This is a genomic window from Ruminococcus flavefaciens MA2007, assembly GCF_000621845.1.
GTDB classification, from domain to species: Bacteria; Bacillota; Clostridia; order Oscillospirales; family Ruminococcaceae; genus Ruminococcus; species Ruminococcus flavefaciens_E.
This window is the reverse complement of record NZ_JHXF01000010.1, coordinates 1-25,747: the sequence shown is the minus strand read 5'-3', so window position 1 is coordinate 25,747 and position 25,747 is coordinate 1. Positions and strand designations below refer to the sequence as shown.

Sequence of the window (25,747 nt, the reverse complement as noted above, 5' to 3'; positions counted from 1 at the left end):
CTCAGATCACCATAATCCCTACCATTACTCCTGCCAGTACGCCTACGCTCCTGTAAAGCTTTGCCTTGCTGTGATATTCTTCGGAGCGCCGCTGAAAACGCTCCAGCATAAGCGCTTTTACAGCCGAAATACCGATAAGCTGTCCGTCAATATCGCTTGTCCCCAACAGATCGCCGAAATCAAGCAATATGCCCTTTTCTTCCTGCGGTATATCAGGCTCATTCATAAGAAGCTGCCGCCACTGACTGTGGAAATCACTCTCAGCGCTGTATTCGTTTGACAGCCTTTCTATAAATCCAAGAGCTGAGAAATTTTCGCGTTTCAGCACAGCCAGAATACTATAAATATCAGTTCCGCTGCTTCTTATCATGGTCTCAAAAACTCTGAAAACCTTGTCGGCTTCAGTGCAGACAAGCACTCGCTTTTTCAGCTTTTCGGAGCTATTCAAGCCGTAAAAAGCTCCGCAAAATGCAACTAAGACAGCAGCAATTACTCTAATTCCCATTTTTCAGCCTCTTTATTTCACGAATTTTCGAGGGTGCAGAAGCGCCCCTTAGAAAGACGATGGTGTCAAAAAGTCCGCTTTCGATGAGATATGCAAGCTCTTTGCGCTTGATCAGTTCGTCAAAGCAAGTACCATGAGCGGTCACAATGAATTTCACACCGCAGCCAATACCGCTTATTATAGACTCGGAATCCGACGTTGATGAAATTTCATCGCATACTATGACCTCGGGTGACATCGTCCGCACTGCCGAAATAATACCTGCACTGCGGCTGCAATTGCTTATAATATCTGTCATTGCTCCCACATCATTCTGCGGAACTCCGTCACGCAGACAGGATATCTCGTTGCGTTCGTCAATAAGGGCAGTCTTTCTGATATTTCCGTTAAGCCTGCACATATCTCGGAGAATAGTGGTCTTTCCCGAGTTGACTCCACCGCAGATAATTATGTTTTTGTCGAAGTTTGAAGCGAATATCTCGTCTGCGCAGCCCTCGACACATCTTGACACACGAAAATTAAGCGACGTGAACTCGGTGAGGACAGGCTTATCGGTAGATGAATATGCTCCCGATACTCCCACACGAACACCGTTTTCTACAACAAAATATCCCTGTGAGAGCTGTTTCCCACAGCTATGCACCGAGTAATGACACAGCCGTTCAACTGTCTCCTTTATATCAGCTGAGGTCACATTATAGACTTCCTTCTTATTATAATAGGAAGAAAGTCCGCCGTCATTACGAAGAAAGGATATCTTGTCCGAGTAAACAAGATACAAAGCTCCCCCAGCCCGAAGCCTAAACTCCATTAAGCCGCTCAGCTTATCACACGGAATATTCATAATCAGTCTGCGGAGCTTCTCGGGAAGATAGCTTGTTATAGTTTCAAAGCTTGTACTGCCTTGCATTTTCATCACTCCTTACACTAAATACTATTCAGCTTTCACAATGATTAGAACAAAAAAAGGACGCCGAAGCGTCCATAAAAAACAGCACACCGAAGTGTGCTGTGATTTTTTGTGATTATTCCTTTACACCACCAAGAGCAACACCAGCGATGATGAATCTTGAGAGGAATACATAAGCGATTATGATAGGAATAATAGCAAGCGCAATTGCAAGGTAGATAGCACCATAGTCATTCAGCTTATCAGATGACTGAAGAGCAGATACCATCATTGGAAGAGTCTTCTGCTTCAGATCAACACTGATGAGGATCATGTTAGGTGTATAGAAGTTGTTCCAGCTTGCGATGAATGCGAAGATAGCCTGTACAGCTATAGCCGGCTTCATCATTGGAATAGCAATTGACACGAAAGTTCTGAACTCTCCGCATCCGTCGATACGAGCAGCTTCAACAATATCCAGTGGGAATGAAGACTTCATGTATGATCTCATGAAGTAAACAACACCGGGTGCTGCAATTGCAGGAAGTATAAGAGGCCAGTAAGTATTAGTCAGTTTAAGGTCTGACATAAATGCAATGAATCCGGCAGATGTTACCTGCATAGGTACCATCATTACAAGGAGAATAACTGAATAGGAAATTTCCTTGAGCTTGAAGTCATATACATGGATTCCGTAAGCTGTAAGTGCTGAGAAGAAAACTGTAAGGAATGTAGAACAAACTGTGATGAGCAAGCTGTTCTTATAACCGTGGAAAGCACTGAAAATAAGCTTGAATTCAGGCTTAGTAAATACTGTGCTCCAGTTTTTCTTCAGATAATCACTTGGAAGAATGCTGAGTCCGTTTGCTATATCCGTATGTGAACGAGTTGCGTTGATAACAAGGATATAGATAGGAAGCAGACATATGATCGTAAGGATAATAAACCAAAGAACAAGTATCCCCGACTTTAATTTGATTTTAAATGAGTAATTGTCCTTTACGTTTCCGTACACACTTTTCATATTATCACTCATATACTGATCCCTCCAAACTGCTTACTTTCTCTCTTAGCCTGCTGAGCGATCTTTTTACGCTGCTTCTTCTTAGCGATCTCGTCCTTATCTCTTGTAAGGTAGAACGCAATAAGACCGAGAGCAAGAGTAATGAAGAAGAGAAGTACTGATGTAGCACCAGCATAACCCATCTTATTCTCATCAGCCTGAGCATGGAAGTACTGGAAGATCATTACCGCCACTGTCTTGATATGATCCTTAGGTGTTCCTGTGTTATTGTAGAGGAAAGGAATATCAAACATCTGGAGACCACCGATCATGGAAGTGATAAGAGTATATGCCATGATAGGAGTCAAAAGCGGAAGAGTGATCTTTCTGAATACCTGACCTGAGCTTGCACCGTCGATGCTTGCAGCCTCGAACAGTGAAGGGTTGATGCCCTGAATACCTGACATGAGCATGATCATGGTATTACCAAACCACATCCATGTCTGAATAAACATGATTACGATACGTGACTGCCAAACACCATCAATGAATGGAATACAGTCGTAAAGTTTAGAACCAGGATCTCTGGTTACGATACCAAGCTTATAAAGAATAAGATTTATCGCACCCGGAGTCTGTTCTGACTGTCCGCAAAGCTGAAGGAAAAGAACAGCTACTGAAGCGGCAGTAATTATGTTTGGAAGATACATAACGATCTTGAAGAAGCCCTTTCCCGGAATCTTTAGCTGTGCCTCTGTAAACCATACAGCCAGTGAAAGTGAAAGAGCGAGCTGAGGAATAAAGTTACCAACCCAAAGGATAACAGTATTTCTCAAGCACTGGAAAAAGCTCTCGTGGATAACTCGAACTTTTCTGGTTCCGCCAAAAAGAATATCCTTATAGTTCTGAAGTCCGACCCATGCTTCAACGTTCTTACCGTTGCCATGGAAACTTACGATAAAGGTGTTGATCAGCGGCCACATTTGGAAAAAGAAATAAACAAGAAAAAACGGCAAAATAAAGAGATAGCCATACTTTGCATAGCTGATCGACTTTATGCGTCTCTGCGCGCCTGATGCCATAACACACACCCTCTCGGTAGAATTAAAATAAATATAAATAAATATACACCTACGGAATACATGAGTATTCCGTAGGCATATTTATTACATTGTAATGTTAGACTATTTTACTAAAATTAGTCTTCCCACTCGAGATCAGGTATTGACTCAGCAACCTTGTCCTTGAATGCTTCAACTGTATCATCCCAAGACTTGTTGCCCTCAAGGTAATTATCTCTTACAGCTTCAGCGAAGTTGCCCTTGATTGTTGCATCGTAAGGTGTGATAAGTCCCTTGAAGTCAATGCTCTTAGCATTCTCAGCGAGTTCTGCGAAGTAGTTCTGCTTGTCAACGAAGTTGCCAGAGATCTTCTCGTTGAATACTGTGTTAGCAGAAATGAGTTCGTCCATAACCTTAGAGTTGTTTACATACTCAGGCTTGCTCTTAGCGTATTCAGTCATCTTAGCCTCGTCAGATGTTGCAGCAACGATGAACTCTCTTGCGAGGTCGCCGTTATCAGTCTTTGGATTAACAACCATCCAAGTACCGCCCCAGTAGAATGGCTGAGGTCCCTCACATACAGCCCACTTGCCGTACTGAGCACCGCCTTCGCCGCCTGCAGCATCGAGGAAGAATCCGCCGAAGCCCCAAGTTGAAACGAAGTAACCCATTACATTACCGGAAACACCAGAAGCAGTCCAAGCCTGATCTGTCCACTGGTTGTTCTTTGTGATTCCGCCGCAATCCCAGAGAGCCTTTGCTGTCTCAGCAAACTTCTTGCAAGAATCATCGATAACGAGCTTGTTGTCCTTAACCCAAGGCTGTGTACGTCCGCAAGCAAATGCCTGCCACATACCACCGAGTGAGTCAGCAAGAGCAACGCTGCCGCTTGACTTCTCAGAAATTGTCTTAGCAGCTGTTACGAAGTTATCCCAGTTGTTGATCTGCTTCTGCATATCAGCAGGTGTCTCAGCACCGAGGTACTCCTTAGCGAGGTCAGCTCTGTAAGCGAAGCCGCCTGCTGCAGCCTGCCATGAGATACCCTTACGAACGCCGTTGGAATCCTTACCGATTTCGTCTGTGTACTTATAGATGTTAGCAAAATCGCTGTCACCAAGACCGAGCTTGCTGAGAGGAAGTGTCTTTGTATCATCGTTGATGTACTTGAGTGCCCAGTCAGCCTCTACGAAGTAAACGTCGAGGTCTGTACCGTCGTTGAAGAGCTGGTCATAGTTCTCAGACGCTTCACCGCCGCCTACACCGAAGTCGATAAACTTGATGCCTTCAACCTTGCCGTCTGCGAGATCAGAAACGATTGTATCTGCGTTAAGGCCCTTCCAAGAAGCGATAAGAGCAGGAACGTCATCGTGGTTCCAAGCTGCAACTGTGAATGTGTCGCCGCCTGTCTTTACTGAAGCATCGATTGTGCCGTCGCCCTGTGGCTCAGCTGTTGTATCAGCAGCAGTTGTTGCCTCATCATTTCCAGATGTAGCAGCATCTGTTGCCTTTTCGCTTGATGATGATGAGCCCTTGTCGCCGCAGCTTGCGAAAGCTGTAGCTGTCATTGCGAGTGTAGCTACTAAAGCTAAAGTTCTCTTAAGTGTGTTCATGAGATTTTTCCTCCTTAAATATCTATATTATACTTGCGTATAATATTTACGTGGTTAATATTGTTTGCGGGTAACATCGCGGCTTTATTACTGTCCGATGATTGTGCTCACCGCTGACGTCCTGCAACCGTTCTGTCAGCCTTTGCTTCTGTTCCCGTGAAGCTTAGCTTCACATATTTCTTTTTGCATTGCAGCTGAATTTTATACTTCCTGTCTGTTTCATGCACGGGCGGCGAACAGCTGTGAACGTACTTCACATCTGACGTCACAAGAGCCTGTGCAATCTGCATACATTCCGTATCATAATACTGTATCCTGCCGATTCCGAAAGTGTATCTTTCCCTTTAAGATATCAGTAATTATGCAACAATTGCTTTTGCATTTACAAATATACCGTATTTTGCGGTCAAAGTCAATACTTTGTATCATTCTTTAACCTTTTTTGGTTGGATTATCCAAGATTAGCTTCTCCTCATTGTGCACAATTACATGATAATGTGCGAAAGTTACAAATCGGTAAAAGGTTTTTTGGAAGTCATGTTGACGCTTATTACACAATGAGAAGCTTGTTCTTTTATGGCTATTGCCCAACATATAAAATTTCACATTAGAAACCGCTTCAGTTTTTGAGCGTTTTTCTCAAACATATATTCGGCATTGTTAATATTTACCAATAGAGTTAAAAGCATATATCTCCAGTATCATAGAAGCGTCCACAGCGTTGGTGTTGCCGTCGCCGTCCATATCACCTATTCTTGCCTGTGGATCGGTCAGTTCGCTTGGTCTGCCCGTAGATATTGCCGCATAGTGAGCAAGCACCATAGAGGCGTCTACAGCGTTCACATGCCCATCAAAGTCCACATCGCCAGCCTTGGCTCCGTACTGCTTCGGAACGTACACCGTCCGTGAAGCAAAGGAATAATCAGTCGCGGAGTATCTTACATAACAGCGGGTTTCATATTTTATAATACTTCCTGCTCTGTATTCGCTTCCGATTACTTTATTGAGCACATCTCTTTCGAGACCTGTCCGTTTCTCCATAAGCGTTTCAAACTCATCATAGGTATAGCCGTATTCATCGGCTATCTCCTCGATTATCATATCAGAGAAGTAACCCTCATAGGCTATCTCGTAGACATCGTCATCAAATGCACAGTGCTCCGCGTCGTACTGTTTAAGCGAATCTATATCCGGAACCAGCGCAGGAGCGTCGGGAATATCGTACCTGACAGCCTCGCTGGGGAATACGCCGTTTCCGCCTGAAACTCTGAGCCTGAACGACTCCCCGGGAATTATACCTATATAGTATAAGCCGTAATCCTCGGGAGATACATCGGCGCCGCTGATAATTCTTCCCTTTGCGGAGCTGAATTCACTGTTATCGTTTTTTCCTGTTGCTATTTCAAGCTTTTCGCTCACCTCTCTGCTGAAAGGTCCGAGAGCTTCTGCGTAGTAGTTTATCTTGAGCTCGGAAATATCCGCTCTGTCAGGAACAGTAACAGGTATCTCTTTGCCGTCCTTGACTGCGTTGAGAGTTTGTCCTGCATAACCCATAACACTGTCACCTACCGAAAGCTTTTTTCCGTCGGGAGCAAGAATACTGTCGGCAAAGGAGGTACTGATGATACCTCTCTTTACGTCAAATCTTACCAGCGAGCGGTTTATATGCAGAGTAACTGTATTGTCGATACAGTTATCTCCTGTCAGCTTTAGTTCAACATCTGTCAGCCCGTAATCCGCAGGTACAGAGTCTATCACACTGTATGCGCCGTACTTTTGGCCGTTGTACTCAACATTATTCACAGTTCCGAGGGTAAGCGAAACAGAATCATACTCCTCGGGGATATTGATAGTGTATTCGTGGTCGGATACACGCTTAGCATATTTCAGGTCGCGGTTGTAGCTCTCAGAGGCGGTCTTATAGCCTATCCAGTTGAATGCGGCATATTTCGGAGCAAAGCTTCGCTCCGAGACAACATTGCCCTTTACGCCTTCATTTACCACGTATGCGCTTATTTTAACCGCGTCGGTTATGGCAAATGGAGCTTCGTATCTGCTCTCTGCTTTATCGTCTGCTGTATAGAATATATCTCCCTTGGAACTGCCGCAGGACAGCTCTACCTTTTCATCGGGAGCTAAAGCTCCCGCAGGCTGTGAGAACTTCACCTTGCCAATGGGCTCTGCATAGGCTTTCAGTGTCAAATTGCCGAAATTGGACTTGATATCGCCCATTGCGAATATTTTCCTGTAGTTTTTTTCGCCCTGCTGTGCGTCCCGCCAGAACTCGGTATCGCTTTCGTCTATGCCGTCATAGAGCTGTTCTATAAACGATTCAAGCATGAACTGCTTTTCCTCTTCGGTATAAGTCACGCTCTCGTCGCAGACGTCAGTCCATGTTTTGCCGTCTGCACTGAAAAAGCTCTCGCACCTGCCTGTAAGATTCCTCATCTCACTATCCGTGACATAGGTGCTTATGTCATTTATTGATTTATCCTCTTTTTCTACGTAGAGACTGCTCTCCAGCGGAAGAACAAATGGCGAATCCTCGCAGTAGAGCTTCACAACAACGCTGAACTGCTCCTCGTGTGTAAGAATGACAGGCTCGTCAAGGTCTATAGTGAAAAATCCAGTCATATCGCATTTGCCCTTGGTAACAGCCGAGGGAGTTCCCGATGTGGGATCGTTCTTGTCCCTGAGTCCCGAATATACGGTAACTTCGTATTCAGTGCCTGCATTATATATATAAGTACCCACAGTGCTCAGCTGTATGTCTCCTGCTGAAGTAAAAATGTCTGCCATGTAGGACGGACCGTTTTCCTCGGCAGTTTCATATGCCGACATTGTCTGTATGGGTATGAAGCTGTCATACTGATAGATGATATCATGCTCGTCGGTATTTTCCAGCTGATATACAGCAAAGTCGCTCAGCGTGCCGTCATAATAGGACAGCCAGAAATATCCGTCGTCGCCGTCGTGAGTTCCCCAGCTGTTCTGACACAGCCATGCGCCATCGCCCTGTGGCTTCTTTTTAAAATGAGAAGCAGGATAGCTGTCGTCCCAGCCGACTATGGTAACGGCATGATTGGCAAATCTTGGCTTGCGCTCGCAGTAGGAGCTGTTGTACTCACTTGACCAGTTCTTTCCCTTGTCGGACCAGTAGGAAACGTCAACAGCCTGTCCCTTGTACAGAAAATCCTTGACAAGAGCGTTTATCTCGTCAAAATTGTTTCTATCCCTGTCATATTCAAAATTATAGGCGTTTTTGAGGTGATAATCCGACTGATAATTCATCAGATCTGTATCCGTGCGGTTATCAAAAAAGCTCATATTCTCATATGGGAGCTTTTCCTCATTTACAGGGCCTATCCACTGTGACCAGAGATTGGTTATCATACGGGCGTTGCCGCCCTCGGAAAGTATATCTGAGGTCTCTGTGGAAACTGGTTTGAGCTGACCGAAGCCGAAATAATTATAGTAAGCTGTGTGGAGCTCCGACAGGTCGATATACGGAACATAGGGCAGCATACTCGATTCAGCGCTTGCTATAGCCGCGTGTACCCAGCAGGTGCCATAGGAGCCCTGATTCTTTACAGATGTAGAGCCATAGACCTTGCGCATATCAAACGCTGAGGGGAGTTCTTCCCTGTCAGCTGCCTTGACAGTATTTGTGCCTATGGGCATATACGGAGCGGCAGGCTCGAACCTTACGCCGTCCTGTGCCGCTACAGAGCGAAGAACAGGCATTGACAATGTACCGCTGTGAGCCGATACTACAGCTTCTTTACTGCTGTAGCCGATAATCTGACTTACTTCCGCGCAAACAGCCGCAGGCACAGAACAGCAGGCTACTGCCGCCGCTGTAAAAACAGCCGTCAAACCACTGCCGAACCTATTCATTATACCGCCCCCCTTCGGTCATATAGGGCTATTATAACACATAATCAAAAAAAAAGCAAGAAAAAGCCCGTACTTTCTTCAAATACGGGCTTATATATTTAATATGTACTCGGCTATCAGGCGGTAACGATACTGTCAGCCTTGTGGAGCTTCAGCTTTTCAACTGCCTGCTCTCTCATCTTGTACTTGAGTATCTTTCCTGCGGCATTCATCGGGAATCCGTCAACGAAATCAACGTATCTCGGGCACTTGTGCTTTGCCATACGTGCAAGGCAGAAGTCCTTTATCTCCTGCTCGGTAGCGGTCTCGCCCTCCTTGAGAACGATACAAGCCATTATCTCCTCGCCGTAGTCCTCATCGGGAACACCGATTACCTGAACGTCCTTAACCTTTGGATATGTGTAGAGGAAGTCCTCTATCTCCTTGGGGTAGATATTCTCGCCGCCGCGGATTATCATATCCTTGATTCGGCCTGTTATCTTGAAGTATCCGTCGGAAGAACGGCGTCTTGCAAGGTCTCCTGTGTGGAGCCAGCCTTCGCTGTCGATAGCTGCGGCTGTAGCCTCGGGCATCTTGTAGTACCCCTTCATGATGTTGTAGCCTCTTGCTACGAACTCGCCGTCTACGTCGTCAGGAACTTCCTGATTAGTCTCGGGATCAACTATACGGCACTCAACGCCGAAAATAGGTCCGCCGACTGTATTTACACGCTGTTCGAGGGTATCTGTGGTCTTGCTCATGGTAGTTGCAGGAGAAGCTTCGGTCTGACCGTAGGTGATGCAGATATCAGTCATGTGCATCTTCTCAACAACTTCCTCCATTGTCTTTATAGGACAAGGAGAACCAGCCATGATACCTGTTCTCATGTAAGAGAAGTCTGTCTTATCGAAGTCCTCATGTCCAAGCATAGCAATGAACATAGTTGGTACGCCGTGGAAGCAGGTTATCTTCTCTTTGTTGATGCAAGCAAGTCCCTTTCTCGGTGAGAAACGTGTTATAGGAGACATTGTTGTGCCGTGAGTCATAGAAGCTGTCATTGCCAGAACCATGCCGAAGCAGTGGAACATAGGCACCTGTATCATCATGCGGTCAGCTGTGGAGAGATCCATGCAGTCTCCGATAGCCTTACCGTTGTTTACAACATTATAATGTGTAAGCATTACGCCCTTGGGGAAGCCTGTTGTTCCCGAGGTGTACTGCATATTCGCAACATCATGGATATCAATAGTCTTTCTTACGCGCTCTACCTCGCTGTATGGAACATTCTTTGAAAGCTCCACAGCCTGCTCCCATGTGAAGCAGCCCTTGTTCTCGGAGTCAACAGTGATGACGTTCTTGAGGTAAGGAAGTCTTGCGGAATTGAGCTTTCCTGCCTCGCAGGTCTCCAGTTCGGGGCAGAGTTCCTTGATGATATCAACGTAATTGATATTCTTGATACCGTCTATCATAACGAGAGTCATGGTATCAGACTGTCTCAGCAGATACTCAGCCTCGTGGATACGGTATTCTGTGTTCATGGTAACCAGAACCGCGCCTATCTTTGTGGTAGCCCAGAATGTGATATACCACTGAGGAACATTTGTAGCCCAGATAGCAACGTGGTCGCCCTTCTTTACGCCCATTGCAAGGAGTGAACGAGCGAAGGTATCAACGTCGTCGCGGAACTCGGGATATGTTCTTGTATAGTCAAGCTCAGTATAACGGAATGCATACTGATTCGGGAACTGCTCGCAGATACGGTCGAGTATGTCTGGGAATGTATAGTTGAGGATACGCTCCTTTGGCCATGGATACTGACCGTCCCCTCTCATGCTTGTCTGGAGAGGGTGCTTGTGCTTCTTTTTGTAAGGAGCCATATACTCAGCAAACTGAGGGATAACGATACCTGCGTCGCTGAGGTCGCGCGCCCAGCGCTTTACCCATTCAAGTGAGATATAGCCGTTGTAGTTGATAGTGTCAAGGGCTTCTATCATAGCCTTTACAGGGATATCGCCAGTGCCCATGATACGGTACTCAACAGTGCCGTCTTCGCGCATAACGCTGTCCTTGACCTGTATGTATTTGATGTACTCGCCGAGATTTGCAACTGTAGTCTCGGGAGCTTCATTGTTATAACGATAGGGGTGATGCATATCCCAGAGAGCAGCCACCTTGCGGCTCTTTACGCTGTCAAGCACCTTTGCAAGTCTTGCTGTATCGGAATATACGCCGTTTGTCTCAACGAGGAGAGTTACATTGTACTCCTCAGCAATAGGAACGAGCTTCTTTAAAGTCTCTATGATATAGTCATCGTCAACATCACCGCCGGGAGCAGGTTCAAGGTCGCCCAGTATTCTTATATAAGAAGCGCCGAGCTTGCTTGCAAGCTGAGCATAAGCCTTTATCTCGTCCTCTGCCTCCTGATACTTGTCCTTGAATTTAAGGCAGGCACCAGATGATAGACAAGGAATTTCAAGTCCCAGCGACTGTAGCTTGGCAATGGTATTAGGTAGCTGTGCCTCTGTAAAGGGCTGAGCCTTGACGGAGAATATCTCATTGCCGAGACCTCTTATCTCGATACCGTCAAATTTAAAATCCTTTGCCATTGAATAAATGTCTGTCCATGACCATTCAGGACAAGCAAGTGTTGAAAATCCGATTTTCACATTTATCATTCCTTTTAAAAATTAATATCGCTGTCTGTCATATCTATCATATCATCAGCCTGAACCTGAAGTTCTACAGCTGTGTGTATACCCTTGTCAAAACCAGCTGACGTTATATATGCCTCCGCCTGCTTCTTTGTTTTGAAGCGTCGGGCAAATACATTACTGTGCACGAATAATCGCCGTGAAACTGCATACAGATCATCAGTGCTGCGCTTTATCACCCATTGCACGGCTCATCGCTCCTATCCGAAAAGCTTGTAGTGTACCACACCGAACCATTCCCTTACCCAGTAGGTAGGAACGATATACCATGAGGTATATCCCGATATATTGTAAGCGCTTATCCCCTGTTTTTCGGATATCATCTCAGCACGAAGCTGATGAAAGCCGTCGGTGATAAGAGTTACTGTTTCGGGCAAGCCGTTATCGGCTATTATTTTCTTGGAAAAGCGAAGGTTTTCTTCGGTATTCACGGACTTGTCCTCCATGAATATCCTTTCGGGAGCTATGCCCCGTCCCACAAGCCAGTCCCTCATGCACTGAGCCTCGCTCATGGCTTCGTCCTTTCCCTGTCCTCCCGAAACCACAGCACAAACGCTGTCATGCTCCGAAAGATACTTATATGCGGCTTCAAGCCTGCGTCCCAGCATGAGACTCGGTCTGCCGTCCTTTACCTTACAGCCGAGAACTACCACGGTAGTATTCTCGTCCTTTGGCGGATCATCAGCCGCACGGAGCATAAATACACTGATAACGACAGCAAGCACCACAGAAGCTGCCGTTATCACGCTGATCGTCAGAATAACTGTCCTGCCGAGAGCTCCTGACCACGCTTTTCCGAGGAAAGCAGTGAATCTGCCCCACAGCAGAAATATGGCTGTCAGCAGTGCCGAAACTGCCATGCCTGCGCCGTTGCCAAGATTGAATATGCCTGTGAGAACAGGTGCGGCAAACAGCAGGAAGAGCCCGAAGCATATGACCGCAGGTATAACCTTTGCGTCCATTTATACCTCTTTGCTCCTTGCAGCGGCAAGCTTTAGTATCCTGTCAAGATTTTCCTTTGAAGTTGTTTCACTTCCGAGGTGAGTAGGAACCTTATTATATAGTCCGTGGAAGTCAGAGCCGCCTGTCTGGATAAGCTCGTACTTCTCGGCAATGGCTCTGAGATCGCTGCGGCAGCTTTCATCTGCGGAGAAATGTCCTACCTCAACGCCGTCTATCTTGCCATTTTTAGCAAGCTCCTCAAGAAGCTCGATATTGTCGTACTGTGCAGGGTGAGCCATAACAGCTACTCCCCTTGCGGTATGTATCAGGTCGATTACAAAATTTACGTCAGGGTACTCACGCTCAACGTAGCATGAACCGTTCTTGGGGTTGAACAGCTCTCTGTCAAGGTCTCCGTAGAACTCAAGGGCATAGCCATAGTCTATGAGAGCACGCATGATATGCTGCTTGAATATGCTCTTTGAAGCTGTGGTACGTTTAAGTATGCTCTCCTGCGTAATAGGGAACTTCGCCATGACCTTTTCAATCATTTCCTTGGAGCATTCCTTTCTTATCTCGCAGGATTTCAAACAAAGTCCTTCAAGTCTGTTTGGCTTTGAAGGTGCGTAGCAAAGTATGTGTACCTTGCTGTTTCTTTCCTTATCCCATGCCGAAAGCTCTACGCCGTGGAGCATTTTTACTCCTGCGCGTTCACCAAGAACATCAGCTCTTGAAAAAGAAGCCATTGTATCATGGTCTGTGATAGAGAGCCAGTCGATATTCATGCGCTTCGCCTGTGCAATTACATCTTCAATGCCAAGCGAGCCGTCGGAAAGCGTAGTGTGACAGTGCAGATCGCAAATCATACATAACCTTCTTTCGCCGCATTCTACAGCGGCTGAATTTAATAATATTGTATTTATATGGCGCTTTTTTTAGAACATAATCGCAAATTTTACCGTTACAATATAAATAACGCCTATAATTATATCACAAATTCAGCAAAAGTTCAAGTATTTTATTGCATTTTTCAATTTTTTATAACTTTTACGCAATATCAGCAGTAAATAATATCACTGAAGTTTCGCGTAAAGCTCGCTTTTTCGGAAGCCTGTTTCCTTTGCCACAGCCTTGCAGGCATCGGTGGGCTTCTCGCCCATTTCTATGAGTTTCTGCACCTGAGCCATAGCCTGCTCTATGGTTATTTCCTCGCCTGAGCTCTCCTGCGCTCCCTCAAGAACAAGGACGAACTCTCCGCGGGGGTCATTATTATTATAGTACTCAACAGCCTCGGCAAGAGTAAGCCGCAGGACTTCCTCATGAATCTTTGTAAGCTCACGGCACAGGGATATCCTGCGCTCGCCGCCAAAAGCCTGCGCAAGGTCTGCAAGAGTTGTTTTCAGCTTGTGGGGAGCTTCATAGAATACCATGACCGCAGTCTCACCGCGGAGCTTTTCGAGGCGCTCGGTACGCTCTTTCTTTGGAACGGGCAAAAAGCCCTCAAAGGTAAAGCGGCGAGTGCTTAGTCCCGAAACAGCGACAGCCGAAACAACAGCGCTCGGTCCCGGGACTACCTTTATGTCGATACCGCTTTCGGCGCACATATTCACAAGCACCTCTCCGGGATCGGAAATACAAGGCATTCCGGCGTCGGTGACGATACCGCAGCTCTCCCCTGCAAGTAGTCTGTCGATTATCTTCTGCGCGTCAGCCTTGGAGCTGTGCTCGTGAAAGCTTACAAGAGGCTTCTTTATCTCGAAACGATTCAATAATTTCAGCGTAACACGGGTATCCTCGGCGCATATAAAGTCCACAGCACCAAGAGTATCGAGCTGTCTTATTGTGATGTCGTCAAGATTGCCTATGGGTGTTCCTATAACATAAAATGTACCGCTCATGGCTGCTCCTTTCCTGTGTCGTATATCCTTTGCAGCTCGTCCGTGAAGCCGTTTTCGCTGCGTATGTAGAGCTGAGGCTCGACTTTCATAAAGGGCTTTGAGCCCTTTTTGCCCTCGATAAGGAAAAGCCACGGAGCTTCATCGGCATTTTTCGATACGAAGCGAAGCCTTTTTGGCTCGATATCGTGATTTTTCATGGCAAATATAACGTCGCTGAGGCGTTCGGGACGATTGCAGACGCAGAGCCTGCCGCCGAATTTCAGCAGCTTCTGAGCTGCCGCGCAAACGTCATCAATGGTGCAGAGTATCTCATGACGGGCTATTTTCTGCGCTGTTATCACGCTCTGAAAGCCTGCTTTGTTCACCTTATAGGGCGGATTGCAGGTCACAAGGTCGAGCTGCCCAAGAGGAGCGCCCTCCCAGAGCTCTTTCAGGTCGGCGCATATGGGGACAATGCCCGAAGTTTCGCTCTTTTCAAGTCCGAGACGGAGCTGCTCTATGGCGCTCTCCTGTATGTCCACCGCATATGTGACCTGCGGCGGCATTTTCTTCTGCATGATGAGCGGTATTATGCCGCAGCCCGTGCCTAAATCGCAAGCCTTGTCCTTGGCGCGGTACTGAGAAAAATCCGCCAGAAGAAAGGCGTCCGTACCGAAGCGGTGGTCGCTGCTGGCACAGACGTAAATTTTATCGGTAAGCTTTTCGTATTTGTATTCCATAATGTTCCTTTTTCATAAATAAACGATCAGTTTCTCATCATTACAATATATTCTGTAGTTCCTTCTTCCAGCTTCCTGTTGTCTGTAAGATGAAAACCATGAGCTTCATAAAAATGTATAGCATCAGTGTTCTTTTCAATTGTCCAAAGAAAACTTACCTTAGAGTTTTCTTTGGCAAATTCTATTAATTCCGAGCCTATTCCCTGCCCCTGGAAGAAATGATCGACATACAATTCAATGATCTCTTCTTTCTCAATGCGGATAAGACCTTTTATTATTCCGTCATCATACAGGAACATATTGTTAAGAAATCCGTTTTCAATGTACTTTTCAGCCACAGAAAGAACCTGTAGTTCACCAAATGCGTACACATCGTCCTTAAAAATCGAACGATACTTCATTCGTTTTGCAAAAACAAGTATCTCCGCAATTCTTGAAACATCTTCTTCTGTCGCTCTTCTGATGTTATTTGCCTTTTTAGTATTCCTTTTTTTCAGCTCATATTTGTTATTCTGTATCATTTCAAGAGCTTCCGCAATAGAAACGCAGTTTGCATATCTGTTCTTCCACATGAACTCGTTATAATAGCGGTAGGTCTGCTCCGCGGTCATAAAGTCATTGTCAAATGTAGAATTACAGTATTCGGGAACTATCATCTCGAAGCCGTGCTCAAAGCCGCATTTCACGGTGGCGTCTATGCAGTAATCCGTCTGCAAGCCCGTGACTATCAGCCTTTTAACGGCTTTTTTCCGCAGATATCCAAGCAGTCCGCTGTCACGGAATGGACTGTTCACAGACTTATCAAAGATACGCTCCCCTGCTTCGGGAGCAAACTCCCTGCACACGTCGAAGCCCTCATTCCCCTTGGAGAGAGGCTGCCCCTCACCGTCATCGTGACGGACATAGATGACTTCTATGCCGTTTTTACGGGATTCTGCTATTAATTGGCGGATATTCTCGATGTATTTATCAAAAGCATAGAGCCTTTCGTTGGTTATGAGCTCCTGCGCGTCTATGACAAGAAGTGCCGTTTTCGTCATTTTATGGTACCTCCGCCGACTACGATATCCCCTTCGTAGAGAACTACCGCCTGACCGCTTGTTACCGCTCTCTGTGGCTCATCGAACTCCACCATGTACTCGCCGTTTCCGAGGTAAGACACTACCGCAGGCTGCTCCTTCTGGCTGTAGCGAGTTTTTGCGGTAACGCGCATGGGAGCTTCAAGCTTTTCAACGGAAATAAGGTTGAAATCGTCGGCGATAAGGCTCTTTGTATACAGGTCGGACTCCAGACCGAGAGTGACCGTATTTGCGGCGATATCCTTTTTCACCACGTAGGCAGGGTGCCCGAGAGCGATACCCAGTCCCTTGCGCTGACCGATAGTGTAATTTATAATACCCTTGTGCTCGCCGAGGACTTTTCCGTCCATATCAACGAAGCTGCCGCAGGGTGTGTCACAGCCCGTTGACCTGCGGATAAATGCGGCGTAATCGCCGTCTGGCACGAAGCATATATCCTGACTGTCAGGCTTGTTGGAGTTCACAAGACCTGCCTGCTCCGCAAGCTCACGTACCTGCGATTTTTCAAGCTCTCCCAGTGGAAAAAGAGTATGTGAGAGTTGCTCCTGTGTGAGAGCGTATAGCACATAGGTCTGGTCTTTACTGCGGTCTTTGGGGCGTTTAAGCAGCCAGCGTCCGCGCTCCCCGTCGTACTCATTCACGGCGTAATGTCCCGTAGCTATGTAGTCGTAGCCAAGCTCCTGAGCACGTCTCAGCATTTTGTCAAACTTCACATGACGGTTGCATTCGATACATGGATTGGGAGTCCTGCCGCAGAGGTAGCTGTCAGCAAACTGCTTCATAACGTACTCGCGGAAAACGTCCCTGAAATTGAAAACAAGGTGCTCGAAGCCGAGACGATAAGCCACGCTCCTTGCGTCCTCAACGTCCGAAAGCGCACAGCAGGTCTTTCCCTCTTTTTTCGCCTCGGAAATATCCTCATCAGAGAAGAGTTTCAGCGTTACGCCCATGACTTCAAAGCCCCTGTCGCGCAGCAGCATTGCCGCTACGGAGCTGTCAACTCCGCCGCTCATTCCCACCATGACCTTTTTCATTCTATCGCTCCTTTTGAAAACAGCACGGGCGAACATTGTTCGCCCTAAAGTATATTTATTATCTCGTCAAGAGACCTGACGTAATAGTCCGAAAGCTCTATTATTCCCGGCATATCAGCTTCTGCAACGCTGTCGTAGACTCCGCATACGGGAAAGCCTGCCGCCTTTGCGGTCTCAATGCAGTGGAGGGAGTCCTCAACTACAAGGGTATCAGAAACGGAAGTACCGAGAAGCTCCGCGCCGCCAAGAAAAATATCGGGGAAATTCTTGCCTGTGGGGTATTCCCTGTCAGTAAGCAGGAATCTCATTCTGTCAAAAACACCGCAGCGTTTCAGCGCCGCCTCAGCAAGCCCCTTGTATGTAGCTGTGGCAACTCCGTATGGTATGCCGCGGCTGTCAAGGAAGTCAAGAAGCTCCGTAACATGGGGCTTCAGGGGTATCTGCTCCTCATAGCGCTGACGGACCATGTCCTCGATACGCTTTATGACATACTCCTTTGTACAGCTGAGACCGAAGCGGTCTATGAAGTACTGGGAGGACTTGTCAACGGTCATCTTCTTCACCACGTCCGAGACCTCGTGAGGCGGATCGGTTATGCCGTTCTCTATGAGAAATTCACGGTCTATGCTGCTCCAGACTGTCATGGAGTCCAGCAAAGTGCCGTCAAGATCAAAAATCACGCCTTTTATCAAATCATTACTCCATATCTATCATTATTTTGGCTCTGTAGTCCTTTTGTGCCGATGTCACGGTATCAAGAGCCAGTCCGTATATGTCGGACGCCCTTATCTCAAGCTCCGCAAAACGCTCGGCAGTGTCACTGAGCTGTGAAAGCTTGGCTATGGACGAAGCAAATGGTATCTTTGCAGAGCCCTTTGCACGGGCAAGTATCTCCCTGCCGCGCTCATTGAATGCAAGTATCCTGCCATATGGCGGCAGCTGCTTCATGTCCTCTTTTGTTATGCCAATGAGGAGGGAGAGCATAATGCGCCTTATCCTCGCCATAGTGTACCGCTTGGTCTTGACCGTAAACAGAAGCTCGTCAAGTGAGCCTGCCATTCTTGCGCCGTATATCCTGTGTTCAAGTCCCTGACCTACGTCATATATCTGCGATATCTCGTCAGTTGAACAAGTTCTGAGCTTATAAAGCATTACCCTTTCCAGACGGCTGAGTGAAGCTGTTTCGCCCTTTTCTACAGCTCCTGCTATTGCCGCAGCCCATTCGGGAGTTGTAAACGCTCCGATATCGGCTCTGTTCTCTATCATTTCACGTATCAAAGAAGCGCTGGCAAAGCCGTCCTCGCTCTCTGCGCTGTCATGTGCGGCATTTTTACGCTTGACCGTGAAAGCCGTCATATTGCTGCCGCTCTTTTTCAGCGCCCTTAAATACTCTATGGCAAGGAGATTATTGGGCTCTGATATCATAGAAGCCGCCTCTGCGTCGTATCCGTTGACCACGGAATTCAGTGCGCGGGGGTAGGTATAGCCTTTTTCCATGATAGCGCGTATCTCGTCGGCATGAGTAACAGCCGCAAGGTCTACTGTTTCCATTGCTTTAAGGAGACTTTCAACGTCGCCGCATTCACTTCCGAAGGATATCTCGTCCACTGCTCCGAGAGCGTCAAGGAGATATACCGCTCCTGCGGCGAAATTCTCCGCCGAGGAGAGACAATACTGCACGGGGAGCTCAATGACAAGGTCTGCACCAGAGCGCACTGCAAGACGTGCTCTTTCAAGCTTGTCCATTACGGCTGTATCGCCCCGCTGTACGAAGTTGCCGCTCATTACCGCGACAATATGCGTCGCACCGTTTTCACGAGTCTTGTTTATGTGATAAAGATGTCCGTTATGGAACGGATTATACTCGCATACTATACCGCTGACTTTCATTTTACTACCTCTCCTTGTAAATTTCAATGATTTTTCATAATTTTTTATCTACTCTACAGATTATTAAAGTATTACTGACGTGTTTTGGGCGTTTTGCAAAAGGATTTGCCCGTTTTTTACGGTCTGAACAGGCAAAAGTACGCCCTGACCGACTTTAAATGAGCTTTTATTTGAAAAAAGGACTTGCATTTTTCAAAAAATAGTATATAATAATATATGCAAAATTATTTTTGAAAGGAATTACATATATGATCATCTTAGTTGTTAATGCTGGAAGCTCTTCCCTTAAGTATCAGCTCATCGACATGAGCGATGAGAGCGTTATCGCAAAGGGTAACTGCGACCGTATCGGTATCGACGGACATATCAACCACAAGACTGCTGACGGCAGAGTTCTCGACGAGGACTGCGCATTTCCTACACACACAGAGGCTTTCATGAAGCTGGTAGAGGCTCTCACAACAGGCGCTGCAAAGGTTATCGACAGCATGGACGCTATCTCTGCTGTAGGTCACAGAATAGTACAGGGTGCTGACGTTTTCGACAAGTCTGTTCTCGTAACCGACGAGGTAATCGACAAGATCGACGAGCTCCGCGAGCTTGCTCCTGTTCACAACCACGCACACGCTCTCGCTCTCAGAGCATGTAAGAGCGTTATCCCTGCAAACGTTCCTCAGGTAGTTGTATTCGATACAGCATTCCACCAGACTATGCCTCCAAAGGCATTTATGTTCGGTCTCCCCTATGATGATTATGAGAAGCTCCACGTAAGAAAGTACGGCTTCCACGGCACATCACACCGTTTCGTATCAAAGGCTCTCGCTGACGCTATGGGCAAGGACGTAAAGGACCTCAAGATCGTTTCATGCCACCTCGGCAACGGTTCTTCGATCACAGCTGTTGACGGCGGTAAGTCAGTTGATACATCAATGGGCTTCACACCTCTTGACGGTGTAGTTATGGGTACAAGAACAGGTTCTGTTGATCCTTCAGCAGTTACTTTCGTTGCTGACAAGCACGGCTTTACTCCTTCACAGATGAGCGAATACATGAACAAGAAGTCAGGCTTCCTCGGCGTATCAGGCGTTGGTTCTGACAACCGTGACATTCAGGAGGCTGCAAATCAGGGTAATAAGAAGGCTCAGCTCGTTTCTGATATGCTCACATATGAGATACAGAAGTACATCGGTGCTTACGCTGCTGCTATGAACGGCGTTGACGCTATCCTCTTCACAGGCGGTATCGGTGAGAACTCATGGGAAGTACGTGAGGCTGTCTGCCAGAACATGGATTACTTCGGAATCAAGATCGACGAGGCTCTCAACCGTTCTATCAGAGGCAAGCTCACAAAGATCTCCACACCTGATTCAAAGATCGAGGTTTGGATCGTTCCTACAAATGAGGAGCTCCTTATCGCAAGAGATACACTTGCTCTCATTTCCAAGTAATTATATCACAAAAAACAATATAAAGCAACATAAAAACCTCGATGCATTCATTGCACCGAGGTTTTTTAGTTGTCAGTCGAAACTCTCAACTCTGAACTATAGCTTTAGCCGCAGACTATCTTTGTTCTTGTGACGTCTACGTTTTCGTTTTCCATGATTATCTCGCCGATAGATTCAGCTCTGATAAGTCCGCCTGCCGGATTCTTGACGCTTTCAATGCCGCCCCTGATCTCAACGCTGATATTGTCGGAATACTCAAAGGCAAGTGTAGTATTTGGCAGCTTGCAGTTCTTGAGCACAAGATTTTCCATGAAGCACATTCCCTGTAAGCTCTCAACAGTGCAGTTCACCAGCATGATGTTGCGTGAATTCCAGCCGAAACACTTTCCCGTAATGACAGAATCATGTATCGTTACGTTCTGACAGTTCCAGAAGCAGTCGCTTCCGCTGATGACTGACTTGCGGATAGTCGCATTTTTGATACCGTCAAAAGCTTTGCTGCCGCTGAGTTCAAGTCCGCATATCTCCATTCCGTCGCAGTCCATAGCGAAATAATCGCCCTTTACCTTTACGCCGTCCATGCGTATATTCGCGCATTTCCATAATGTTTCGTCGCCGTTGGTGAATGTTACGTTTTTCAGGCTTATGCCGTTTGAATGTCGGAAGCACTTCTCAGACTCGATAAGAGTGTCGTAAATATTCACCTCTGTCGAATACCAGATGCCTTCCTTTGCTGTCTCGCGGATAGTGCAGTTGTTCAGCTTGACCTTTTCGCTGTACCACACAGGATACTTGGCGTCAAAGGTGCAGTCCGAAAGCTCGATGTAGGCATTGTGCTTCAGCGGAGATTCTCCCTCGCCGAAAACAGTGCCGCTGATCCTCAGACCATTGCGCTGGAACAGAGCTCTTTCCCCCGAAAAATGCTCGTTAAGTATTTCTTTCATTGATCTCACTCCTCATAAAAATACAGGTAAAAATTGCGGTATTTTTTATAGTATAACACACATTTTTGTAAATTGCAACCGTTTTTCACTAAAGAACTGCTATTTGCATTATTCGCCGAAAAAATATTTTTAATTTATGCAACACTTTACTTCTCTGCTCCGTATGTGTATAATGAAAGCAGAACGTATACGAAAATGCTTCACGGCAAAGGGGGGTGGTACTATGACCGACAAGGATATAAAACAGCTTATGAAACGCTCGGCAAGCGAGGGCTTCAAGGCGCTTTTCGACGAGTACTGGAGCTATGTTTATACTATAGTTTTCAGTATCCTGCGCGGTATCGGCAGCAAAAACGATATAGAGGACTGCACCGCAGATGTGCTCAGCGATGTGATGATGAACTACGATACAGAGCATGAGGGCTCCCTTAAAGCCTATCTCGGCACATCGGCAAAACGCCGAGCCATTGATATGCGGCGATCACTGAGCTCACGCAGAAGCATATCTATCGAGGAGGACGAATCCCTGCTGCTGCGCTCCGAGGATAATATCGAAGCCAAAGCCGAAAGCTCCCACATATCCGCATTGCTCCTGCAAAGGATAGAGGAGCTTGGCGAGCCCGATTCGACCATAATCATACAGAAGTACTTCTACGACAGAAGCTCCGCCGAGACAGCGCGTATCCTCGGCATGAACCCCATAACCGTGAGAAGCAGGCTGCGAAGAGCTCTGAAAAAGCTCAAGGACGCTCTCACCGACTTGGATATAACTCTGTAAAGGAGGATAAATATGAAAAGGAATTTAAGGGATATAATGCACAGCGCAGACGAAAAAACCGTGGAACGCATTGCAGACCGCGGAAACGCTGCTGACTCAGAGACAAAAGACCGCATTCTGAGCAAATGTCTTACGCGCATGGACAATGACGCCGAACAGATAGAGATCTTCACAGCAGAGCCTGTCCGCAGAGCTCCGCGTTTTGCAGGGGCGCTTATTGCCGCAGCAAGTTTGTTTATAATCATCGGAGCTGTTGGTCTGGCGCTGAAATTCAAGTCTCCTGCTCCTAAGCCTGTCGATGTTTCTCCTATTATCGCCGCTACAGGTACTACAGAAAGCTCCACAGGAGAAGAATACAGGATAGTAGATACTACCGAGACAAAGGCTGTCAGCATTCCCGAAGCCAGCACAAAGTCAGCCGAAACTGCCGTGACTACTGTCACGACCAAAAATGAACTGTGGAAATCCACTGTTCCTGCTCTGGGAGATCATATCTACAGGACCACTACTACAGCGGTTTATCCAAAGACTACGGCTAAAACAACTAAAAACAGCTCCAGAACCACAACTGCAAGGACAACAACAAAGACCGTCACCACAGCTAAAACCAATGAAAATCGAATGACTCTTGCCGAAATAGAGGAATGGGAGCACAAAAACGTTCCGTCTGAGCTTGTACGCGAGCGAGCTATCCTTAATGGTGTGATAAGCGCTGATTCGCCACGTATAACTCTTGCTCAGGTGAAGCAGATAATCGCAGAGAGCTCCAATTTCAGCGATATGCGCAGAAAAATGCAGAATATCCAGCCCTATGCCGACGTAGTAGGCGGCAGCGGCGTTACTCTCATTGAATACTGGGTAAACGGCAGCAGAAATGATTATGTTCTGCTCTGTCCCGAGGCAGAGTATATACATCTTATGAACGAAAGAGGCAAAAAGGCAGAGGAGCTCTATACACCGCCCCGTGTAACTACACAGCCTGTAACAAACAAGCCCGAATATGCAGGAGCAATTACTATCAACGATGTATTTGAACTCAGCAAAAAAGCCGACTTGCAGATATCTGATTTCCGCAGATACTGCTCTTCCGACGATCATTATGACGAAAAGAGCATGAAATTCCATGTTTATGACCGCGGAGACTGGTATCTTAAAGTTGAAAGCAACAACAGCGGCGGTATCGCAATATGCAGCCTTGTGGACAATGTGGGAAAGCACAGCATTGATATCTACAGGAATTCATATGATGATGTGCTCAATGCAGTAAATGAATGGACATTTACACAGGCAATTACGGAAGCGCCCCTTGCAGGCACTCTCACATTGGACGACGTTATACGCTTGCATAATGAAAAAGGCGAAAATCTTAATGCGTCCGATTTATCGCCATATACAAACAAAAACTTAAGCTTTGCGTACAATAGTGTAGTTAAGTATAAAGTCATAGACGGAGAAAACAACAAGGTCACCAAAGACAGCAATGTATATCTTACGCTTGTGCTTGGAAACGGCAGACCGCTGATAACAGCTATGCTCCATAATAACGACTTATCACACACAACGGATATGATAAATCTTGTTGACTACGGCGGCAGCGAAAAAATAACTCAATTTGACGCTGAATGGTCCCGAAACTGTGAAAAGCCGTGGTTTATAGAATAATCCATTAAAAGCTGCTGTTTTTACAGCAGCTTTTTTCTTTTCAGCTGATCACTTATCACTAATTACTATTTGACTTTGCAAAACAAGTGTGATATAATGGTAAAGTAAAATTTAAATCCAATGGAGGTCTCTCAAAATGGGAATGTTTGACAAGCTTATAGCAAATCTTAAAGCAAGCAAGAAAACTATCGTCTTCACTGAGGGCAGCGATCCCCGTATCCTCTCCGCAGCTGACAGACTTATCAAGGAAAACCTCATGGGCGTTATCCTATGCGGAAACGTTGACGAGGTAAAGGCTGCTGCCAAGAACGGCGGCTTCAATATCGACGGCGCTGAGATCGTTGATCCTGCTACTTACCCTGAAATGGATGCTCTCGTAGCTCAGATGTTCGAGCTCAGAAAGGGCAAGATGACTGAGGAAGAGTGCCGCGCTGCTCTCGCAAAGTCCAACTACTTCGGCACTATGCTCGTTAAGGCCGGCAAGGCAGACGCTCTTCTCGGCGGTGCTACATACTCCACAGCTGATACAGTAAGACCTGCTCTCCAGATCATCAAGACCAAGAAGGGCTCTAACCTCGTTAGCTCTTCATTCATTCTTTTCCGCGAGAAGGACGGCAAGGAAGAGAAGATCGCTATGGGCGACTGCGCTATCAATCTCGGCTACACAGACAGACTGGACAAGGACGGCAATGTAGTTCTTTCAGCTGCAAGACAGCTGGCTGAGGTTGCTGTTGAGACTGCAAAGACTGCTGATTTCTTCGGCATTGATCCTAAGGTAGCTGTTCTCAGCTTCTCTACATACGGCTCAGGCAAGGGCGGCACAGTTCAGCTCAGCCACGACGCTGTTATCGAGGCAAGAAACATTGATCCTAACCTCGTTATCGACGGTGAGTTCCAGTTCGACGCTGCTGTTTCAGCAGAAGTTGCCAAGACAAAGTGCCCTGACTCAAAGGTTGCAGGACAGGCTAACACATTTATCTTCCCACTTATCGAGGCTGGCAACATCGGCTACAAGATAGCTCAGAGACTTGGCGGCTATGAGGCTTACGGTCCTATTCTTCAGGGACTTAACGCTCCTATCAACGACCTTTCAAGAGGCTGCAACGCTGACGAAGTTTACAAGATGGCTATCATCACAGCCGGCATGGCATAAGCGCAGAGCCTGCGCACCCTTCTCCGCGCATAGATTTATTCGTAAGGATAGTTTTTGCCGCGAGGGATAATAAACCGCGCCATACTGTCATCGCGTGAAAATGCGAAGCATTTATCAATGCATAATGCATAATGCATAATTATGTAGTACACTTAATAAAACGGGATTATATGTAGGGGACGGCGTCCTCGACGTCCCGTAAATAACAGTAAGAATATATTAAATCATAACCACCACTGAAGTGGTGGTTTGCACAGCCCCTAAAAGGGGCGAATACAGGCTCACCCACTAAAGTGGGCACTGAAGGTTTGACATTGCATTACTATCTCGAGCAGCCGCTTCAAGCGGCTGTTTCTTTTTGCTTACTTATTCTTACTACCCGTAAACGGGTCAATGTACTCTTTGAATGTTAGCTGATCTGCCATGCAATCTTCTTCTGTTTGATTCTTTATGTATTCTCGTATGACTTTTTCATTTCGTCCTACCGTATCTACATAGTATCCTCTGCACCAGAAGTGACGACTTCCATATTTGTACTTCAAATT

General features: G+C 46.5%; 23 protein-coding genes and 1 pseudogene. 4 read left to right on the top strand and 20 right to left on the bottom strand.

All coding sequences use genetic code 11. The features are described from left to right. Position 1: 1 nt before the first annotated feature. The 18 genes and pseudogenes from T497_RS0106280 to T497_RS0106200 all read right to left on the bottom strand — a co-directional run bounded on the left by T497_RS0106280 (position 2) and on the right by T497_RS0106200 (position 19,217). A complete protein-coding gene (locus T497_RS0106280; protein WP_028514881.1) occupies positions 2 to 505 on the bottom strand; it encodes a stage III sporulation protein AB in 504 nt (167 codons plus the stop codon). After that, positions 495 to 1,415, bottom strand: a complete 921-nt coding sequence (locus tag T497_RS16070; protein ID WP_051530560.1) for a hypothetical protein — start codon at positions 1,413 to 1,415, stop codon at positions 495 to 497. Before T497_RS16070 ends, T497_RS0106280 begins: the two co-directional genes overlap by 11 nt. 115 nt (positions 1,416 to 1,530) lie before the next feature. After that, positions 1,531 to 2,430, bottom strand: coding sequence for a carbohydrate ABC transporter permease (locus T497_RS0106270; protein ID WP_028514880.1), 900 nt, complete (start codon positions 2,428 to 2,430; stop codon positions 1,531 to 1,533). Continuing rightward, positions 2,427 to 3,479: a carbohydrate ABC transporter permease gene (locus tag T497_RS16065; RefSeq protein WP_037324568.1), complete on the bottom strand. Its 1,053-nt coding sequence runs from the start codon at positions 3,477 to 3,479 to the stop codon at positions 2,427 to 2,429. The genes T497_RS0106270 and T497_RS16065 overlap by 4 nt, the downstream gene beginning before the upstream one ends. Positions 3,480 to 3,595: 116 nt before the next feature. Further along, positions 3,596 to 5,068, bottom strand: a complete 1,473-nt coding sequence (locus tag T497_RS0106260; RefSeq protein WP_028514879.1) for an ABC transporter substrate-binding protein — start codon at positions 5,066 to 5,068, stop codon at positions 3,596 to 3,598. 107 nt (positions 5,069 to 5,175) lie between these two features. After that, positions 5,176 to 5,358, bottom strand: a complete 183-nt coding sequence (locus T497_RS0106255; protein ID WP_028514878.1) for a hypothetical protein — start codon at positions 5,356 to 5,358, stop codon at positions 5,176 to 5,178. 370 nt (positions 5,359 to 5,728) lie between these two features. After that, a complete protein-coding gene (locus T497_RS0106250; RefSeq protein WP_028514877.1) occupies positions 5,729 to 8,965 on the bottom strand; it encodes a lectin like domain-containing protein in 3,237 nt (1,078 codons plus the stop codon). 116 nt (positions 8,966 to 9,081) lie between these two features. Further along, positions 9,082 to 11,610, bottom strand: a complete 2,529-nt coding sequence (locus T497_RS0106245) for an AMP-binding protein (RefSeq protein WP_028514876.1) — start codon at positions 11,608 to 11,610, stop codon at positions 9,082 to 9,084. 14 nt (positions 11,611 to 11,624) lie between these two features. After that, positions 11,625 to 11,843, bottom strand: a complete 219-nt coding sequence (locus T497_RS0106240; RefSeq protein ID WP_028514875.1) for a hypothetical protein — start codon at positions 11,841 to 11,843, stop codon at positions 11,625 to 11,627. 12 nt (positions 11,844 to 11,855) lie between these two features. After that, positions 11,856 to 12,617 carry a YdcF family protein gene (locus tag T497_RS0106235; protein ID WP_028514874.1) on the bottom strand — a complete coding sequence of 254 codons (762 nt, stop codon included), beginning with the start codon at positions 12,615 to 12,617 and terminating at the stop codon, positions 11,856 to 11,858. Beyond that, entirely contained in the window at positions 12,618 to 13,463 is an 846-nt protein-coding gene (locus T497_RS0106230; protein WP_028514873.1) for a PHP domain-containing protein, read from the bottom strand. A 207-nt stretch (positions 13,464 to 13,670) separates the two neighbouring features. Further along, entirely contained in the window at positions 13,671 to 14,495 is an 825-nt protein-coding gene (gene rsmI, locus T497_RS0106225) for a 16S rRNA (cytidine(1402)-2'-O)-methyltransferase (protein ID WP_028514872.1), read from the bottom strand. Continuing rightward, positions 14,492 to 15,214 carry a tRNA1(Val) (adenine(37)-N6)-methyltransferase gene (locus T497_RS0106220; protein WP_028514871.1) on the bottom strand — a complete coding sequence of 241 codons (723 nt, stop codon included), beginning with the start codon at positions 15,212 to 15,214 and terminating at the stop codon, positions 14,492 to 14,494. Before T497_RS0106220 ends, rsmI begins: the two co-directional genes overlap by 4 nt. A gap of 26 nt (positions 15,215 to 15,240) precedes the next feature. Beyond that, positions 15,241 to 15,615 carry a GNAT family N-acetyltransferase gene (locus T497_RS18460; RefSeq protein ID WP_242839982.1) on the bottom strand — a complete coding sequence of 125 codons (375 nt, stop codon included), beginning with the start codon at positions 15,613 to 15,615 and terminating at the stop codon, positions 15,241 to 15,243. Between the two features lie 111 nt (positions 15,616 to 15,726). Beyond that, a pseudogene (locus tag T497_RS16060) lies at positions 15,727 to 16,254 on the bottom strand (cysteine hydrolase family protein); the annotation flags it as partial. Beyond that, complete coding sequence (gene mnmA, locus T497_RS0106210; RefSeq protein ID WP_028514870.1) at positions 16,251 to 17,327, bottom strand: tRNA 2-thiouridine(34) synthase MnmA; 1,077 nt, start codon at positions 17,325 to 17,327, stop codon at positions 16,251 to 16,253. The pseudogene T497_RS16060 and the gene mnmA, both read right to left, overlap by 4 nt. A gap of 44 nt (positions 17,328 to 17,371) precedes the next feature. After that, a complete protein-coding gene (locus tag T497_RS0106205) occupies positions 17,372 to 18,019 on the bottom strand; it encodes an HAD family hydrolase (RefSeq protein ID WP_028514869.1) in 648 nt (215 codons plus the stop codon). 4 nt (positions 18,020 to 18,023) lie between these two features. Then, a complete protein-coding gene (locus T497_RS0106200; RefSeq protein ID WP_028514868.1) occupies positions 18,024 to 19,217 on the bottom strand; it encodes a nucleotidyltransferase in 1,194 nt (397 codons plus the stop codon). A 248-nt stretch (positions 19,218 to 19,465) separates the two neighbouring features. Here T497_RS0106200 and T497_RS0106195 point away from each other — a divergent pair, with 248 nt between their 5' ends. After that, positions 19,466 to 20,665, top strand: coding sequence for an acetate/propionate family kinase (locus tag T497_RS0106195; RefSeq protein WP_028514867.1), 1,200 nt, complete (start codon positions 19,466 to 19,468; stop codon positions 20,663 to 20,665). A 104-nt stretch (positions 20,666 to 20,769) separates the two neighbouring features. Here the strand turns inward: T497_RS0106195 and T497_RS0106190 are convergent, their stop codons facing one another. Continuing rightward, positions 20,770 to 21,609 carry a DUF3737 family protein gene (locus tag T497_RS0106190; protein WP_028514866.1) on the bottom strand — a complete coding sequence of 280 codons (840 nt, stop codon included), beginning with the start codon at positions 21,607 to 21,609 and terminating at the stop codon, positions 20,770 to 20,772. A 223-nt stretch (positions 21,610 to 21,832) separates the two neighbouring features. Between T497_RS0106190 and T497_RS0106185 the strand changes: the two genes are divergently transcribed. The 3 genes from T497_RS0106185 (at position 21,833) to pta (ending at position 25,202) form a co-directional block, all read left to right on the top strand. Further along, entirely contained in the window at positions 21,833 to 22,387 is a 555-nt protein-coding gene (locus T497_RS0106185) for an RNA polymerase sigma factor (protein ID WP_028514865.1), read from the top strand. 12 nt (positions 22,388 to 22,399) lie between these two features. Beyond that, positions 22,400 to 24,049 carry a hypothetical protein gene (locus tag T497_RS0106180; RefSeq protein WP_028514864.1) on the top strand — a complete coding sequence of 550 codons (1,650 nt, stop codon included), beginning with the start codon at positions 22,400 to 22,402 and terminating at the stop codon, positions 24,047 to 24,049. Positions 24,050 to 24,185: 136 nt separating this feature from the next. Then, positions 24,186 to 25,202, top strand: a complete 1,017-nt coding sequence (pta, locus tag T497_RS0106175) for a phosphate acetyltransferase (protein ID WP_028514863.1) — start codon at positions 24,186 to 24,188, stop codon at positions 25,200 to 25,202. A 362-nt stretch (positions 25,203 to 25,564) separates the two neighbouring features. Here pta and T497_RS0106170 read toward each other — a convergent pair. Continuing rightward, positions 25,565 to 25,747 (bottom strand): IS200/IS605 family transposase (locus tag T497_RS0106170; protein ID WP_028514862.1); only part of this gene is annotated, 183 nt, incomplete at its 5' end.